Here is a 15,869-nt window from a genome sequence, read left to right on the forward strand (position 1 = left end):
ATGGATATTCGCAAAGTAAAGAAATTGATCGAATTGCTTGAGGAGTCGGATGTTGCGGAGATTGAAATCCACGAAGGAGAGGAATCGGTCCGCATCAGTCGCAACAGTTCCACGCCTGCTCCGCTTGCCGCACCGGTAGCGGCACCCGCCGCCGCAGCCGCCGCCCCAGCCGCTCCGGCCGCAGCCCCGGCAGTGGAGAGTGAGCCATCAGAGGAGATCCAGGGTCATGCGGTACGCTCACCCATGGTCGGTACCTTCTATCGCTCTCCATCACCTGGCAGCAAGCCATTTGTCGAAGAGGGCCAGCAGGTCAGCGTCGGCGATACCTTGTGTATCATCGAAGCGATGAAGATCCTCAATCAGATCGAATCCGACAAAACGGGAACCGTCAGAAAGATCCTGGTCGATAACGGTCAGCCGGTGGAATACAACGAACCCCTATACATCATTGATTGAGTAGCCCCATGATAGACAAGATAGTAATCGCCAATCGTGGTGAAATTGCGCTGCGCATTCTACGTGCCTGCAAAGAGCTGGGCATCAAAACCGTTGCCGTTCATTCCGAAGCGGACCGGGACCTGAAACATGTTCTGCTTGCCGACGAATCGGTCTGCATCGGACCCGCACCTTCCACAGAAAGCTATCTCAACGTACCTGCCATCATCAGTGCTGCAGAGGTCACCGATTCGGTGGCAATCCATCCTGGATATGGATTTCTCTCAGAGAATGCTGACTTTGCAGAAAGGGTTGAGAACAGTGGCTTTATCTTTATCGGCCCGAAAGCTGACACGATTCGCGTCATGGGCGACAAAGTCGCCGCCATTGACGCCATGATCAAGGCCAACGTACCCACGGTTCCTGGCTCCAACGGGCCACTCGACAACAACTCCAAGCGCACCAGAGAACTGGCCAATGAGATCGGCTATCCGGTGATCATCAAAGCGGCCGGTGGCGGTGGCGGTCGGGGTATGCGGGTGGTTCACTCTGAAGCTACCCTGTTGAATGCCGTGGCCATGACCAAGGCAGAAGCGGATGCGGCTTTCGGCAATGCCACCGTCTATATGGAAAAGTTTCTTGAGAACCCACGCCATGTGGAGTTCCAGGTGCTTTCCGATACCCACGGTAACGCCATCCATCTTGGTGAACGGGATTGCTCCATGCAGCGTCGCCATCAGAAAGTTGTCGAAGAGGCGCCGGCACCGGGCATCACTGAACAGCAACGCAGGGATGTGGGCGAGCGCTGTGCCGAAGCCTGTCGCCAGATCGGTTATCGCGGTGCAGGCACCTTCGAATTTCTCTATGAGAATGGTGAGTTCTACTTCATCGAGATGAATACCCGGGTACAGGTTGAACACCCGGTAACCGAACTGATCACCGGTGTCGATATCGTCAAGGAGCAGATCCTCATCGCCGCAGGTGAACCACTCAGATTCAAACAGAGTGATATCAAGCTGCAGGGCCATGCTGTGGAGTGCCGCATCAATGCGGAGGATCCGGACAACTTCATGCCCAGCCCGGGCACCATCACACAACTGCATACGGCAGGCGGGCCCGGCATTCGGGTCGATACCCATATCTATAACGGCTATAAAGTACCGCCCTACTACGATTCCATGATCGGCAAACTGATTGCCCATGGTGAAGACAGGAATGTTGCTATCGCACGCATGAGAATCGCACTGCAGGAGATGGTGATCAGCGGTATCAAGACCAACATCCCACTGCATCAGGATATTATGCGTGACAGCGCATTCAATGCGGGTGGCGCCAATATTCATTATCTGGAAAAGAAACTGGGACTCTAAAGCTCGTCTACTGATGTCATGGCTTCAACTCTCACTTGATACCAGCGAGGCGCAGGCACCGATCCTGGAGCTGGTATTCGAGAATCTGGGAGCACTCTCGGTGACCCTCGGTGATGCGGGGGATCAGCCATTGCTTGAGACACCGCCCGCCAGTGAGCAGCTATGGCAGCATACCCGGGTTACTGCCCTGTTCGAAGGGAGCCAGGATCCGCAACTGCTACAACAGGCCCTTGGCCAGGCATTGAGCGAAGAGCTGCTCAACAGCCTTTGCTGGGAGCGGATCGAGGACCGAATCTGGGAAAGGGTTTGGCTGGAACATTTCAAACCCATGTCATTCGGCAAACGTTTATGGGTATGCCCGGCCGGTGAACAGATCTCCGAACCCGATGGAGTGGTCATTCAACTGGACCCAGGCCTGGCATTCGGCACCGGCACCCATCCGACAACCGCCCTTTGTCTGACCTGGCTGGACAGTCAGGCGCTAACCGGTAAAACCGTGATCGACTATGGCTGCGGTTCCGGCATCCTGGGGATTGCGGCGCTCAAGTTGGGAGCCTCCTCGGTAATCGCCATAGAACATGATCCACAAGCACTGCAGGCAAGCCAGGACAATGCGGTGAAAAACGGCGTTGCCGACCGACTCGCAACCTACCTGCCAAATGAAGCGCCAGCAGACAAAGCGGACTACCTGGTAGCGAATATTCTTGCCGGGCCTTTGATAGAACTTGCTCCACAACTGATTGACCACATCAAACCAAATGGTCATTTTGCCCTATCAGGCATTCTTACCGAACAGGCCGATGAGCTAGCCCAACGCTATCGGCCCTTTGCATCGCTTGACCCGGTGAAGCAACTGGAGGAGTGGGTTCTGATCAGTGGTGTCAATCGCAAAAATGGATAACAAGAGAGCATTCAGGATTGTCAGGCTTTTTGCTACAGTCTTACATGGGGCCTGTCAGGGGCTATAGACACTCATCCTATGCAACAACGATAGTTCAGCTATGTTTACCCAGTGTGCACACTGCCTAACTCTGTTCCGCATCACACCGGAGCAGCTTAAAGCTGCTGCAGGTCAGGTCAGATGCTGCCAATGCAACCAGACTTTCAATGCATTGGAGAATCTGCATGAATCCCCCATATCATTCACCACCCAGTCAGAGGAGCTGCCCACAACCGACGGGGAGTCCTCTGAAGACAAGCTGATCTACTACCCGCCACAACAGGACGAACACAGCTCTCTGCTGATCCACGACAGTGAGGTCGAACGGTCCCTGGATGATCTGGCCGACGACTCCACACCGATTCCATCCTTGACCGATGATTCAAACCTTGACGGCGATGAACCGAGCCTGCTGAAAGAGAGCAGCCAGCTCCTCTATGAACAGGATGATGGCCTGGAAACCGAACCCGACTACTACGCATCCGGAACCGAATCCCAGATGTCGGAACTGCTCGACAAGGACTCGGCTTCATTGCTGCTCGATTCGGAAAAGCCCGCCCCGAATCTGGCTGAGATTATCGAGCTGGATATACCCGAGCTCGAATCAGAGCAACCCCCCGACCATGCTGAGGGGTTGCAAAGCCCGAGCCTTGAAGAGAGTGAATCCCTTGAGGATTTCACTGACGAACAACAACCCTCTGAAGAGGATACGGCTTTAACTGAGGATTCCCTGACAGCTGAAGAGGAAGCAGAGCTGGAGAAAGCACTACCCTTCACCTTCGAGGAGGAGAAAGATCAAAGCCCAAGTTCTCCCCGCTCACCATGGTGGGCGATCGGTTCCTTGTTACTGTTGATTCCTCTAATCGGACAGATGACCTGGCAGTTTCGGGATAGCCTGATACATCATGATGTAGGCAGGCAGCTGTTGAACACTGTCTGCACAGTAGCCGGTTGCACACCACCTCAGCGTATAGACCGGGAGAAGATACTGATAACCAATCGTTCTCTGGCTGCACACCCGGACAAGGACAACACGCTCGCCATGAGACTTGAAGTGGTCAATACCGCACCCTTTGAACAACCCTACCCCAAACTGCAACTGAGTCTGTTTAACGATATGGGCGCGCTCGTCGCCCGTCGCACCTTCTCCGAGTCAGAGTACCTCGACCGTGCAGCGGATAGTGAACAGCTGATGCCCAAGTTGAAACCGATTGAGATTGAATTGGAGCTGGTCGACCCCGGCAGCCAGGTTACCGGTTTTACTTTCGACTTCCTCTAGGACCTTTCAACAAGCCCTAAACAATCCCCGAGCAACCCACTAAACCAATCAAGTTTTCGCCGGTAATCAGAGGCGCAGTCAAACCCGCGCCGGACAGACAAACATAATACATAGTTATGATAGGGAATTAATTTCATAAAAAAATTTTACATTTTGAATCTTTTTGGATTTCAGGCTTAAGCAATCCCTATATCTAATGGAGATTGAATAGCTTACTAAACACCCTTCCAGCCGATTGCTAAGTGTCAAAGGTTTCAGGCAACTGTGCAGAATCAATTCAACGCCATTTTAACTTTGATTCCGCCCTGATTTAGAGGTAGTATCCCAACCCCTCCTTCACCTGAGAACAGCCCCCGAAGAGTGGCGATTTTTAATGCGCATTGGGTCTTATGAGATTGCGAATAATCTGCTGTTAGCGCCGATGGCCGGTGTGACAGACAGGCCGTTCAGGCAGCTCTGCAGGAGTCTGGGTGCAGGCCTGGCTGTGTCAGAGATGATCTCAGCCGATGCATCACTTTGGGGCACTAAAAAAAGTGTCAAGCGACTTGATCACGATGGCGAAGAGGCACCGATCAGCGTACAGATTCTGGGTTCCGATCCTCAGGTGATGGCCCAGGCCGCGCAAGCCAATGTTGCCATGGGTGCTCAGATCATCGACATCAACATGGGTTGCCCGGCTAAGAAAGTGTGTAAAAAATCAGCCGGATCAGCGCTACTTAAGGACGAGTCTCTTGTGTCTGCCATACTTAAGGCAACGGTTGATGCAGTTGAGGTACCTGTAACGTTAAAGATACGCACCGGCACGGATCCGCAAAACCGAAACGGTGAACGAATTGCAGAAATCGCCGAGGATGCCGGCATTCAGGCTTTAAGCGTACACGGTCGTACCCGGGCCTGTAAATTTGCAGGTCAGGCTGAGTATGAAACGATCGGCAAGATAAAACAAAAGGTAACCATACCGGTTATTGCAAATGGAGACATCGACTCCCCGCAAAAAGCGGCGGAGGTCTTGGAAAAAACCGGCGCCGATGCTCTGATGATCGGACGCGCTGCGCAAGGACGCCCCTGGATCTTTAATGAGATCAGCAGTTACTTGGCAACCGGCCAGCTGTTACCAGAGCCGGAACTAGAATGGGTCGCTGACATACTAACCCGGCATGTTCAGCAGCTCTATGGATTTTATGGGGAGTACCTTGGCGTACGTATAGCTCGAAAACATATCGCCTGGTACAGCAAAGGGCACCCTGAAGGTGCCGTTTTCAGAAACAGAATAAACTATTCGGAATCACCTGCTGAGCAGCTCCAGGCGATCAAAGAGTATTTTCAGTTTCTGCGTGACAATAGGGATCTGGCAGCATGATGATAGAAGCGGTTTTATCCGACCAACAGAGCGAAGAATATCTGACAGTCACTCACAGCAAGAAGTCAGAACCCTTGCGCCAGTGTGTGAGTGATGCCATGCAGCGCTATTTCAACAACCTGGATGGCCATGGCGCCAATAATCTTTATCGTCTGGTGATGAATGAGGTCGAGGCCCCACTACTGGAAAGCGTCATGAAACATACCGGCGGCAACCAGACCCAGGCGGCCACCATTTTAGGTATCAGTCGCAGTACGTTACGTAAAAAACTATCCCAGTACGACCTGGATTGATCACCGATTCCTGACGTCGGGTAGAAATATCGCATAGATTACAGAGCACGCCTTATACAATTGAGGTTGCACCCGAAGCCTTCACTTCACAAGGGCTCAAAGCCCGTTTGGACTATTGGATCGCCGGGTTTAATAAAACCACCTTTAGAATTACATCGTGATCTATTCACAATCTGTTCATTACTACAACTAACGGTATCACTCATGGCATCGATAAAACGCGCACTGATCAGTGTCTCAGACAAGACCGGCATCGTTGAATTCGCCCGCACACTGGCAGAGAAACAGGTCGAGATACTCTCCACCGGAGGTACTGCCAAACTTCTCACTGAAAATGACGTGCCGGTTATCGAGGTTTCCGAATATACCGGCTTCCCTGAGATGATGGACGGTCGGGTTAAAACCCTGCATCCGAAAATCCACGGCGGTATCCTCGGTCGGCGCGGCACCGATGACGGGGTGATGAAAGAGAACGGTATCGGCCCGATCGACCTGATTGTGGTCAACCTCTATCCCTTCGAACAGACCGTGGCCAATCCGGATTGCGACCTGCCCACAGCGATCGAGAACATCGATATCGGTGGCCCAACCATGCTCAGGGCCGCCGCCAAAAACCATCGGGATGTCACCGTCGTGGTGGATGCCGCCGATTATCAGCGGGTCACAGACGAAATGGCTGCCAATGAGAACCAGCTGAGCGACAACACCCGTTTTGATCTGGCGGTCAAAACCTTTGAGCACACCGCGCGATATGATGGTGCGATCGCCAACTATCTGGGTGCCAGACTGAACAACGAAACCAGTGACTTTCCGCGCACACTCTCGATGCAGTTCAAACAGAGTCAGACCATGCGTTATGGTGAGAATCCTCATCAGAAGGCGGCCTTCTTCGTCGAACACAAGATCGAGGAGGCCAGTGTGGCAACTGCACAACAGCTGCAGGGCAAGGAGCTCTCCTACAACAACATTGCCGATACCGATGCAGCACTGGAGTGTGTCAAGAGTTTCGATGGAGCACCGGCCTGCGTGATCGTCAAACACGCCAATCCATGTGGTGTCGCTTATGGTGAGAATCTGCTCGAGGCTTACGATCGAGCCTACAGTACCGATCCTGAATCGGCGTTTGGCGGCATTATCGCGTTCAACGGGGAACTGGACGGGGAGACCGCCAAAGCCATCGTCGACCGGCAGTTCGTTGAAGTGATCATAGCCCCCAAGGTCTCTGCCGCTGCGGTTGAAGCGGTCAGCAGTAAAAAGAATGTACGCCTGCTTGCCTGTGGCGAGTGGCTGAGTGAATCGATCCACCGTACCGAATACAAACGGGTCAATGGCGGCCTGCTGGTACAGGATGCGGATCTGCAACTGAGTAACGAGATCAAGGTCGTCAGCAAACGACAACCCACGGAGCAGGAGATGCAGGATCTGCTGTTCACCTGGCGGGTGGCCAAATTCGTCAAGTCGAATGCCATCGTCTACGGCCGCAACGGCATGACCATCGGGGTTGGCGCCGGCCAGATGAGCCGGGTCAACTCGGCCCGTATCGCCGCCATCAAGGCCGAACACGCCAAACTGGAGGTCCAGGGCTCCGTGATGGCTTCCGATGCCTTCTTCCCGTTCCGCGACGGTATCGACAATGCGGCGCAAGCGGGTATTGCGGCCGTCATCCAGCCCGGTGGGTCAATGCGCGACGAGGAAGCCATCGCTGCGGCTGACGAGCACGGCATGGCTATGGTTTTCACTGGCATGCGTCACTTCCGTCACTAATGAATATTCTGATAATCGGTTCGGGCGGCCGAGAACACGCCCTGGCCTGGAAAGCGGCACAATCCCCTCTGGCAGAGAAGGTCTATGTGGCACCGGGTAATGCCGGCACGGCGCTGGAAGAGAAACTCGAAAACATCGCCATTGGTGTTGAAGAGATCGAGCAACTGGTCAGCTTTGCACAATCGAAGCGGATCGGCCTGACCATCATCGGTCCGGAGGTCCCCCTTGTGATGGGCATCACCGACGCCTTTCAGCAGGCCGGACTGCGCTGCTTTGGACCAACCCAGGGAGCAGCCCAGCTGGAGGGTTCAAAATCCTTCACCAAGGACTTCCTGGCCCGTCACAACATCCCCACTGCTGACTATCAGACCTTCACGGAGATCGATAAGGCATTGGCCTATCTGCACCAGTGTGGCGCTCCCATTGTGATCAAAGCGGATGGCCTGGCTGCCGGGAAAGGGGTGATTGTCGCGATGGAGATGGAGAGCGCTGAAACAGCGGTCAAGGAGATGCTGGCAGGCAACGCTTTTGGCGAAGCGGGTCACCGGGTGGTGATCGAGGAGTTCCTTGAGGGTGAAGAGGCCAGCTTCATCGTGATGGCCGATGGTAAGCATGTGTTACCGATGGCCACCAGCCAGGATCACAAACGGGTCGGTAATGGTGATACCGGCCTCAACACCGGAGGGATGGGGGCCTACTCCCCTGCCCCGGTGGTCACGCAATCCGTCGACCGGCGGATCATGGACGAAGTGATCCTGCCGACCGTCAAAGGCATGGCCGATGAGGGCCTGCCTTACACCGGCTTTCTCTATGCCGGCCTGATGATCACGGCCGACGGCACACCGAAGGTTATCGAATACAACTGCCGCTTTGGTGATCCGGAAACCCAACCGATCATGCTGCGCATGAGATCGGATCTGGTCGCTCACTGTCTGGCCGCCCTGGATGGCAACCTGGACCAGCAGACAACCGAATGGGACCCCAGGGCATCGGTTGGCGTGGTCCTGGCAGCCGGCGGTTACCCTGGAAGTTACGACAAGGGATTACCGATCTCCGGTCTACCGGAGAGTGACAACAATGAGCTTAAGGTATTCCATGCCGGAACCAGTATGGAGGGTGACGAAGTCGTCACCTCCGGAGGCCGCGTACTTTGTGCCACCGCACTGGGAGACACAGTCACTCAGGCCCAGCAGAATGCCTATCAACTGACCCGGGCCATCCATTGGGATGGGGTCTATTTCCGTACCGATATTGCTTATCGAGCCATCGCCAGGGAACAGGCGACGGATGGTGGCTGAGCAACAGATTCCCAGGCAACGACTGCCAAGCACCCTGGTACGGGGTGGTTTGGCGATCAGCCTGGTCGCAATCTGTTTTCTGGCCTTCACACCGCTGCAGTTACCGGCTGTCAGCAGCTTGAACGACAAATTCTCCCACATTCTCGCCTTTCTCTACCTCGCGCTTTTGTGCGACTTTTCCTGGCCTGAAGCAGATTGGAATTTCACCAAAGCTCTCTCTCTGCTTGGCTATGGGTTGTTTATCGAAACTGTCCAGGCCTTTCTGCCCCATCGCTTCTTTTCCATGCTCGACCTGGCAGCGGATGGGCTTGGCCTGATCATCTACAGCATGATTCTACCCGGGCTGTTGCGTATCAATTGGATCAAACGCCTACGACAGAAAACAGCAAAGGCCTGATCAAAAATCTCGACCCCTGAACCCGACCTGTCACGTGTGCTGTATTATTATTGAATTACCATGGAATCCGGAACCATGCATCGGACTGGGCCTGTTGTCTTTGATCGGGGGGGGGACCGGTGAAGGATTCTAATCAGTAGAGGTGGCAATCGATGTGATTGGATTTCATCAATCTGTGCATGCATCGGGATGGTAAAAAGTGAAATAATCAGAGGATCTGAATTTTACATCATTTACGCAACATGGAACCGCAAGGTCACAATAACAACATAACCATATCAACAGCATATGAGCAATGACGTAACACATAGCGCATTCAAGTACGACTACCTGGGCTCTGACTCCAAGGCGATTCAAAGATCAGTCTCCAACCATCTTGTCTACACCATCGGCAAGGATCCCTTCACCGCAACCGAACATGACTGGATGATGGCCTTCAGCCATGTGGTCAGGGACCGGCTCATAGAACGCTGGATGGAGACCCAGCGCAGCTATTACAAACACGATGCGAAACGGGTCTACTACCTGTCGATGGAGTTTCTGATCGGTCGCAGCCTGATCAACAGCCTGCTGAATATGGATATCCACAACGCCTGTGGCAAAGCACTGAAAAAACTCGGCATCGAACTCGAGCGGTTACGCAGCCTGGAGCACGATGCCGCCCTGGGCAATGGTGGACTGGGCCGACTGGCCGCCTGCTTTCTCGACTCCATGGCCAGCCTCAACATTCCGGGCTACGGTTACGGCATCCGTTTCGAATATGGCATGTTTCGCCAGCAGATCGATAACGGTAATCAGATCGAACTGCCGGAAAACTGGCTGGTACATGACAACCCCTGGGAATTCCCCCGCCCCGAAGTCTCATACCGGATACGTTATGGCGGTAGAGTCATGGAGTACCAGGACAGTAGCGGACGTCGACACTTCGATTGGATCGATGGGGATATTGTCATCGCCCAGGCCTACGACACACCGATCCCGGGCTACCATAACGATACGGTGAACAACCTTAGACTGTGGAGCGCCAAAGCCCATGAAGCCTTCGATCTCAATCAATTCAATCAGGGGGAGTACACCGAAGCGGTAGTCGGCAAGACGCTCTCTGAAAACATCTCCAAGGTACTCTATCCCAACGACAGCTCCACCATGAACAAACTGTTGCGTCTGAAGCAGCAGTACTTTTTTGTAAGCGCATCATTAAAGGATATATTACGCCGCTTCTTCACCGACCACGACGATCTGCATGAACTGCCGGATAAAGTTGCCATCCAGCTCAATGACACCCATCCGGCTATCGCCATCCCGGAGATGATGCGTCTGCTGATGGACAAACATCAGTTGGAGTGGCAACCCGCCTGGGAGATCACCACCCGGGTCTTCTCCTATACCAACCACACCCTGCTGCCAGAGGCACTTGAGACCTGGCCGGTGAAAACCTTTGAAACACTGCTGCCAAGACATCTGCAGGTGATTTTGGAGATCAACCGACGCTTTCTGCTGATGCTCGGACACCGGCATCCGGGGGACATGGATATCCTGCGCAGACTCTCGATCATCGATGAAAGAGGCGAACGGCGCATCCGCATGGCCCATCTGGCCATCATCGGCAGCCATAAGGTGAACGGGGTCTCTGCACTCCACAGCGAATTGTTGCGAAACGCCACCTTCAGGGATTTTGACCGCTTCTATCCGGGCAAGATCATCAACATCACCAACGGAATCACTCCAAGGCGCTGGCTCTATCTATCCAATCGAAGACTCTCCTCGCTGATCAGCGATGCCATAGGCCCCGAATGGGTGAAGGATCTGAGCAAGATCCAACAGCTTGAAGCCTTTGCGGAGGATCATAGTTTTCAGGAAAAATTCGCCGCCATCAAACTGGCCAACAAAAAACATATCAGCAAACTGATCAACTACTTCCTGGAAAAACAGGTCGATCCCCACACCCTGTTTGATGTTCAGGTGAAACGCATTCATGAATACAAACGCCAGCTGCTCAATCTGTTTCGCGCCATTGAACTCTACAACAGACTGGTGGATGACCCGGGATGTGCTTGTGTACCCCGCACCTTCCTGTTCGGCGGCAAGGCGGCGCCGGGCTACAGTATGGCAAAGCTGATCATTCGACTGATCAATGATGTTGCCGATGTGATCGACAATGATCCCGCCGTGAGTGACCGACTGAAAATCATCTTCATTCCCAACTATGATGTCACCACGGCGACCGATATCATTCCCGCCGCCGAGCTGTCGCAGCAGATCTCCACCGCCGGTATGGAGGCCTCGGGCACCGGCAATATGAAACTGGCGTTGAATGGCGCCCTGACCATGGGCACCATGGATGGCGCCAATGTGGAGATGCGCGAGCAGCTAGGGGATGAGAATATTTTCATCTTCGGCCTGCAAACCGACGACATTGCCCGGCTCAATCAGCTGGGCTACCAACCGAGACAATACTATGAATCGGATCCCAGACTCAGGCGGATCATCGACATGATTGCCAACGGTTTCTTCTCCCCTGAAGAGCCGACACGCTATCGAATGATCACCGACAGCCTGTTGAATGTAGATCATTTCAAGGTACTGGCTGACTTCGATGCCTACATTGGAATCAGCGATCAGGCCGACACCATCTATCAACAGCCCGACACCTGGAATCGTATGGCGATCCTCAATACCGCCCGCATGGGATATTTTTCAAGCGATCGGACCATCAGTGAATATGCGGAAAAAATCTGGCAGGTTTCACCGGTATCCCGCTGATGAGGGTTAAACGTAACCCTCGATGCAATGGGTAATATGGGATATAATTCCCAATATATTTCAAATCCAGGAAATATGACAACTAGGGAGTGACACCCATGCACGGTAAAAACCGGTGGACGATCCTATTGCTGCTGAGCCTCTCTCTGATCGCCTGCGGCGGCGGTGGCGGTGGCGGAGATGACGGGGATGACGACGATGATCATGAAAGCGGCCCTGGTGTCAGTGATGTAAACGGTACTCACCGGGTTCTCGCGTTCAACGACCTGGGCATGCATTGCGCCGACCTGGACTATTCCACTTTCGTCATCCTGCCCCCCTTTAACGTGATCCACAGTCAGGTGGTGGCCAGGGGTAACCCACCCCGTCTGCTCGACTCCAGTGAGGTTCAGCTCAGTTATCTGGCCACGACCGATCCATCCGGCTCAATCAACTCCACCAGCCAGAACCTGGCCGGCAGCATCGATAAAACCAACTTCTGGGACACCAATCCGAATACCGGCAACAGTTTTGTATTCGACCTTTTCGGTGATAATCCTGCGCCTGACGAAGGGTTGATGTTTGAACAGAACATGCCGGGCATTCTCAATCCATACAGCGCCAATGATCCCCAGCCATTCAACCACTACAACGAAACAAAAAAGTGGTTCTCTGCGGAAGGCATTCCCATCCTGCCCATCGATGACAGCGGACAACTCAACGCCTATCCACTGATGAGGGTGAGCGCACAGGAACTGAATAGTGAGGACTCACTCGCCTCACTCGACGTGGTTCTACCTGTGGCCTCTGAGGCGGACTGCCAAAACTGCCATGCCGCCGGGGAGATCGCAGCACCCACCGACAGTGAAATTCCGTTTGAACTGCCCGACGACATCAACGATAGCAACAGTGTTCTCCAGGCTGCCAAACAGAACATACTGCTGCTGCATGATGCCGAACACGCCACCAACCTGGTGGCCAGCAAACCGGTACTCTGTGCATCCTGCCACTACTCAGCAGCACTCGATCTGAACGGATCCGGACCAACTGGCAGTCAGCTTAACCAGGACAGCATGTCAGAGGTGATGCACAGGCATCATGGAGAGCTGACCGATGAGAGCAGTGGTGAACCGATATTTCCCAGTGACGGCACACTGCAGCAGACCTGTTATCAGTGCCATCCGGGCAAAGTCACCCAATGCCTCAGAGGGGCTATGGGCGGCGCCGGCATCGAGTGTGCCGATTGTCACGGCAGTATGCTGGCGGTGGGTCGGGAGGAGCGCTCCCCCTGGCTTGATGAGCCACGCTGTGAGTCCTGCCATACCGGGGATGCCACAAACCACCTGGGCAGTAGCATCAGACTCAGCCAGGCCTGGACCGATGATATCGATACAGCCACACCGCGCATCGCAAGCAACAAGCGATTTGCAGAGAACGACAACAGCCTCTATCGAAACAGCCTTGGCCACGGTGGTGTCGCCTGCGAGGGTTGCCACGGTTCCACCCATGCAATCTGGCCCAACGCCAATCCGCAGGCCAATGACAACCTGGCCTCGATCCAGCTACAGGGCCATGCCGGGACCGTCAGTGACTGCGCCACCTGCCATACCAGCCTGCCTCTGACCCTCTCCGGCCCCCACGGCATGCATAACGTCAACAGCCGGAGCTGGAACCTGGACCATGAAGATTTCTATGAGGCCGACCCGGACAGCTGCCGCAGCTGCCATGGTGCCAATCTGCAAGGCACGGTACTTTCACAAACCGCCACTGACAGAACCTATCTGCGGGATGATGACGGTGAGCGTAGCCTGTTTCTGGCAAAGGGTACGGCAGTGAGTTGCACTCTCTGTCATGAATATCCGGAGGAGGAGGATGACTGATGAGCCTAGTCTGTAAACCCGACAAACCCAGAGTATGCAGTAAGCGGTTTATTCTTCAAATAAGGTTCGCTTTAAATATCCGATGACATGCAACAAATCTATCAGTTCAGCGAGTGATTCAACGCCTGTTTTTTCATAAACTCGTCGGCGATGGATCTCAACTGTTCTAGAACTGATATCCAACTCCTGTGCCATCTGTTTATTTGAATAACCTGAAGCGAGAAGCGCCATCACTTCCTTCTCCCGCTTAGTCAATCGCTCAACCCGTTGCCAAATAACTGACTGGCTCAGTGCTTTGGTGCGTATGTTTGCATCAATTGTGAGCGCTTCGTTTATTCGCTCAAGCAATATCTCATTAGAAACAGGTTTCTCCAAGAGATCAATTGCACCATTCCTGAACGCCTGGATGGTAATGGGCACATTTGCCTGGCCTGTTAGAAATATGATCGGGATCTTCAGCTGTTGCTCAGCTAACAGTGTTTGCAGCTCAATACCCGAGATGCCGGGTAGATTGATATCAAGCAGCAAACAACCTGGGGTCTCAGGTTGATAGGCATTAAGAAAATCATTAGCCGTTGAGTATGCCTTGACGCCATGACCTTCGTTTGTGAGCAGTGATATCAGGGCTTCGCGCACCATCACGTTGTCTTCCACAATAAATATTGTTGAGACTGGCATATCAGTCCTTGTACATAATCCGACCTTTTGACGTTTCTTTGTCATAGTCTTAATGCCGGTGGTACAGAACAACGAACAAGCGATGGCACAACAACGGAACACTTCACAAATATAATTAAGATTATCAGTGTGTTGCCTCTCTTAATACAGCTTGAAGACAAACAATCAACTGGCAACACCCTCTATGGAAATATACTACATTTTTTTCCTACCAATACTCAAAAAAGCGCTTAATAATAGTGATTTTCAAGAATCTTCAGTAGTAATCCTAGGACCTGTTGTGCCTGATAAAGCGCCAATCAATGCGCGAGGAGCGTAGTTTGGTTGTTCCAAATGAGTGACGAGCAACGCCGAGTGACGCTTTTTCAGACGCACCGCGAAGGGGTGGGGCTGTTTTTGCGCCCAGCGGCGTTATCATTCGCTCATGTAGTCGAGCTACACCACGCTCATTCTGCCTTGCTGGAGACAAAAGCAGTCCCAGCAGGGCATATTGGATTAGTGTTAATAAACCCTAGGTAAAATGAATAGAGTATTGATATTAACAATAGACGATGAGGAGTAGCGGGTCTCTGAATATTCCAACTAACCGTTTGGAACATTTCAGGGACACCACTAAGTGGAAGGTGTTAACGAACAGATGAGTATCTGAATTGTGATCAATTATGCCTTTATTCTACATCAAGTGTGTATTGTCTCCATGCCTCCTCGGTAGAGGCTCTAATCGCACCTGCACCCAGAGGTATTTCACTTAATTCATTGCTGCAGGAATCGATCTCTGTAACCTCTGACAATGTAACAATCCTTATGTCATTGTACTCGTGACCATCGGCACCACAAAAAAATTGCCAAATATCTTCCATGTCATGTGCTACTGATAAAATCGGCGTATTTTTTTCCAATACATGGCAACACATGACACAAAGTGTACTCTCGGCTTGCTTGAACTTGCAGTTACTGACCTTGTTGAACAGTTTTTCAAACATCAATAAATCTACCGGTTATTACACGAGTCTGCATGACAGAATTTAGACAATGGAACGAAGGTTTCAATCAGGATATTGAAAATCCAGAGAACAATCGATTCTCACTCAGTAGTACCTTGACATCAGGCTGACAGTTTTCAATCTGGATTTTAAACGGTGAATATTCCATTTTTTTACTTAACTTCAACAGTATTCCAAGGCCAGATGCTCGAATATTCTGAGTCGCATTCAAATCAACTACCATGACCTGTATATGATTCTGTCTGGCGCATTGACATGCCTCTACAAAAGTACCGTGAGCACTACAATCCAATGTTTTTGCAGCATGGATAATAATCTTTTCATCAGGGATCCCACTGCTTTCCGTAGTATTTGTCATTTCAAACCCTTTGATGTCAGCACGCTCTAATTCGTCACATAAGAATAAGGCTGGCTTTACTCAGTTTGCAG

The 15,869-nt window shown here is 52.6% G+C and carries 14 protein-coding genes; 11 read left to right on the plus strand and 3 right to left on the minus strand.

The window, feature by feature from the left end:
- The 11 genes from accB to A3193_RS14715 all read left to right on the plus strand — a co-directional run bounded on the left by accB (window position 1) and on the right by A3193_RS14715 (window position 13,758).
- Window positions 1–456 carry an acetyl-CoA carboxylase biotin carboxyl carrier protein gene (gene accB / locus A3193_RS14665; RefSeq protein ID WP_069003517.1) on the plus strand — a complete coding sequence of 152 codons (456 nt, stop codon included), beginning with the start codon at window positions 1–3 and terminating at the stop codon, window positions 454–456.
- Window positions 457–464: 8 nt separating this feature from the next.
- Entirely contained in the window at window positions 465–1,805 is a 1,341-nt protein-coding gene (gene accC, locus A3193_RS14670; protein ID WP_069003516.1) for an acetyl-CoA carboxylase biotin carboxylase subunit, read from the plus strand.
- Window positions 1,806–1,818: 13 nt separating this feature from the next.
- A complete protein-coding gene (gene prmA, locus A3193_RS14675) occupies window positions 1,819–2,706 on the plus strand; it encodes a 50S ribosomal protein L11 methyltransferase (RefSeq protein WP_069015164.1) in 888 nt (295 codons plus the stop codon).
- Window positions 2,707–2,806: 100 nt separating this feature from the next.
- Window positions 2,807–4,024 carry a zinc-ribbon and DUF3426 domain-containing protein gene (locus tag A3193_RS14680; protein WP_069003514.1) on the plus strand — a complete coding sequence of 406 codons (1,218 nt, stop codon included), beginning with the start codon at window positions 2,807–2,809 and terminating at the stop codon, window positions 4,022–4,024.
- A gap of 373 nt (window positions 4,025–4,397) precedes the next feature.
- Window positions 4,398–5,384 carry a tRNA dihydrouridine synthase DusB gene (gene dusB, locus A3193_RS14685; protein WP_069003513.1) on the plus strand — a complete coding sequence of 329 codons (987 nt, stop codon included), beginning with the start codon at window positions 4,398–4,400 and terminating at the stop codon, window positions 5,382–5,384.
- Window positions 5,381–5,677, plus strand: coding sequence for a DNA-binding transcriptional regulator Fis (gene fis, locus A3193_RS14690; protein ID WP_305782040.1), 297 nt, complete (start codon window positions 5,381–5,383; stop codon window positions 5,675–5,677). Before dusB ends, fis begins: the two co-directional genes overlap by 4 nt.
- Window positions 5,678–5,881: 204 nt before the next feature.
- Window positions 5,882–7,441 (plus strand): bifunctional phosphoribosylaminoimidazolecarboxamide formyltransferase/IMP cyclohydrolase, encoded by a 1,560-nt coding sequence (gene purH, locus A3193_RS14695; RefSeq protein WP_069003512.1) that lies wholly within the window; start codon window positions 5,882–5,884, stop codon window positions 7,439–7,441.
- Entirely contained in the window at window positions 7,441–8,739 is a 1,299-nt protein-coding gene (purD, locus tag A3193_RS14700) for a phosphoribosylamine--glycine ligase (protein ID WP_069015165.1), read from the plus strand. Before purH ends, purD begins: the two co-directional genes overlap by 1 nt.
- Window positions 8,732–9,136 (plus strand): VanZ family protein, encoded by a 405-nt coding sequence (locus tag A3193_RS14705; protein ID WP_235615009.1) that lies wholly within the window; start codon window positions 8,732–8,734, stop codon window positions 9,134–9,136. Before purD ends, A3193_RS14705 begins: the two co-directional genes overlap by 8 nt.
- Window positions 9,137–9,424: 288 nt before the next feature.
- Complete coding sequence (locus A3193_RS14710) at window positions 9,425–11,899, plus strand: glycogen/starch/alpha-glucan phosphorylase (protein WP_069015166.1); 2,475 nt, start codon at window positions 9,425–9,427, stop codon at window positions 11,897–11,899.
- Window positions 11,900–11,997: 98 nt separating this feature from the next.
- On the plus strand, window positions 11,998–13,758 hold the full coding sequence (locus A3193_RS14715; protein WP_071938101.1) for a cytochrome C: 1,761 nt from the start codon (window positions 11,998–12,000) through the stop codon (window positions 13,756–13,758).
- Between the two features lie 48 nt (window positions 13,759–13,806).
- On the opposite strand, the gene A3193_RS14720 is transcribed toward A3193_RS14715, so the two are convergent.
- The 3 genes from A3193_RS14720 to A3193_RS14730 form a co-directional block, all read right to left on the minus strand.
- Window positions 13,807–14,481 (minus strand): response regulator transcription factor, encoded by a 675-nt coding sequence (locus A3193_RS14720; protein WP_083218789.1) that lies wholly within the window; start codon window positions 14,479–14,481, stop codon window positions 13,807–13,809.
- Window positions 14,482–15,104: 623 nt separating this feature from the next.
- Entirely contained in the window at window positions 15,105–15,419 is a 315-nt protein-coding gene (locus A3193_RS14725; RefSeq protein WP_069015168.1) for a hypothetical protein, read from the minus strand.
- A 67-nt stretch (window positions 15,420–15,486) separates the two neighbouring features.
- Complete coding sequence (locus A3193_RS14730) at window positions 15,487–15,798, minus strand: STAS domain-containing protein (protein WP_069015169.1); 312 nt, start codon at window positions 15,796–15,798, stop codon at window positions 15,487–15,489.
- Window positions 15,799–15,869 lie beyond the last annotated feature (71 nt).

Source organism: Candidatus Thiodiazotropha endoloripes, from assembly GCF_001708965.1.
Taxonomy (GTDB): domain Bacteria; phylum Pseudomonadota; class Gammaproteobacteria; order Chromatiales; family Chromatiaceae; genus Thiodiazotropha; species Thiodiazotropha endoloripes.

Excerpts from the sequence above, each read along its gene's own strand:
- accB (WP_069003517.1), top strand. The coding sequence starts at position 1 with ATGGATATTCGCAAAGTAAAGAAATTGATCGAATTGCTTGAGGAGTCG.
- accC (WP_069003516.1), top strand. The coding sequence starts at position 465 with ATGATAGACAAGATAGTAATCGCCAATCGTGGTGAAATTGCGCTGCGC.
- prmA (WP_069015164.1), top strand. The coding sequence starts at position 1,819 with ATGTCATGGCTTCAACTCTCACTTGATACCAGCGAGGCGCAGGCACCG.
- A3193_RS14680 (WP_069003514.1), top strand. The coding sequence starts at position 2,807 with ATGTTTACCCAGTGTGCACACTGCCTAACTCTGTTCCGCATCACACCG.
- dusB (WP_069003513.1), top strand. The coding sequence starts at position 4,398 with ATGCGCATTGGGTCTTATGAGATTGCGAATAATCTGCTGTTAGCGCCG.
- fis (WP_305782040.1), top strand. The coding sequence starts at position 5,381 with ATGATGATAGAAGCGGTTTTATCCGACCAACAGAGCGAAGAATATCTG.
- purH (WP_069003512.1), top strand. The coding sequence starts at position 5,882 with ATGGCATCGATAAAACGCGCACTGATCAGTGTCTCAGACAAGACCGGC.
- purD (WP_069015165.1), top strand. The coding sequence starts at position 7,441 with ATGAATATTCTGATAATCGGTTCGGGCGGCCGAGAACACGCCCTGGCC.
- A3193_RS14710 (WP_069015166.1), top strand. The coding sequence starts at position 9,425 with ATGAGCAATGACGTAACACATAGCGCATTCAAGTACGACTACCTGGGC.
- A3193_RS14715 (WP_071938101.1), top strand. The coding sequence starts at position 11,998 with ATGCACGGTAAAAACCGGTGGACGATCCTATTGCTGCTGAGCCTCTCT.
- A3193_RS14720 (WP_083218789.1), bottom strand. The coding sequence starts at position 14,481 with ATGACAAAGAAACGTCAAAAGGTCGGATTATGTACAAGGACTGATATG.
- A3193_RS14725 (WP_069015168.1), bottom strand. The coding sequence starts at position 15,419 with ATGTTTGAAAAACTGTTCAACAAGGTCAGTAACTGCAAGTTCAAGCAA.
- A3193_RS14730 (WP_069015169.1), bottom strand. The coding sequence starts at position 15,798 with ATGACAAATACTACGGAAAGCAGTGGGATCCCTGATGAAAAGATTATT.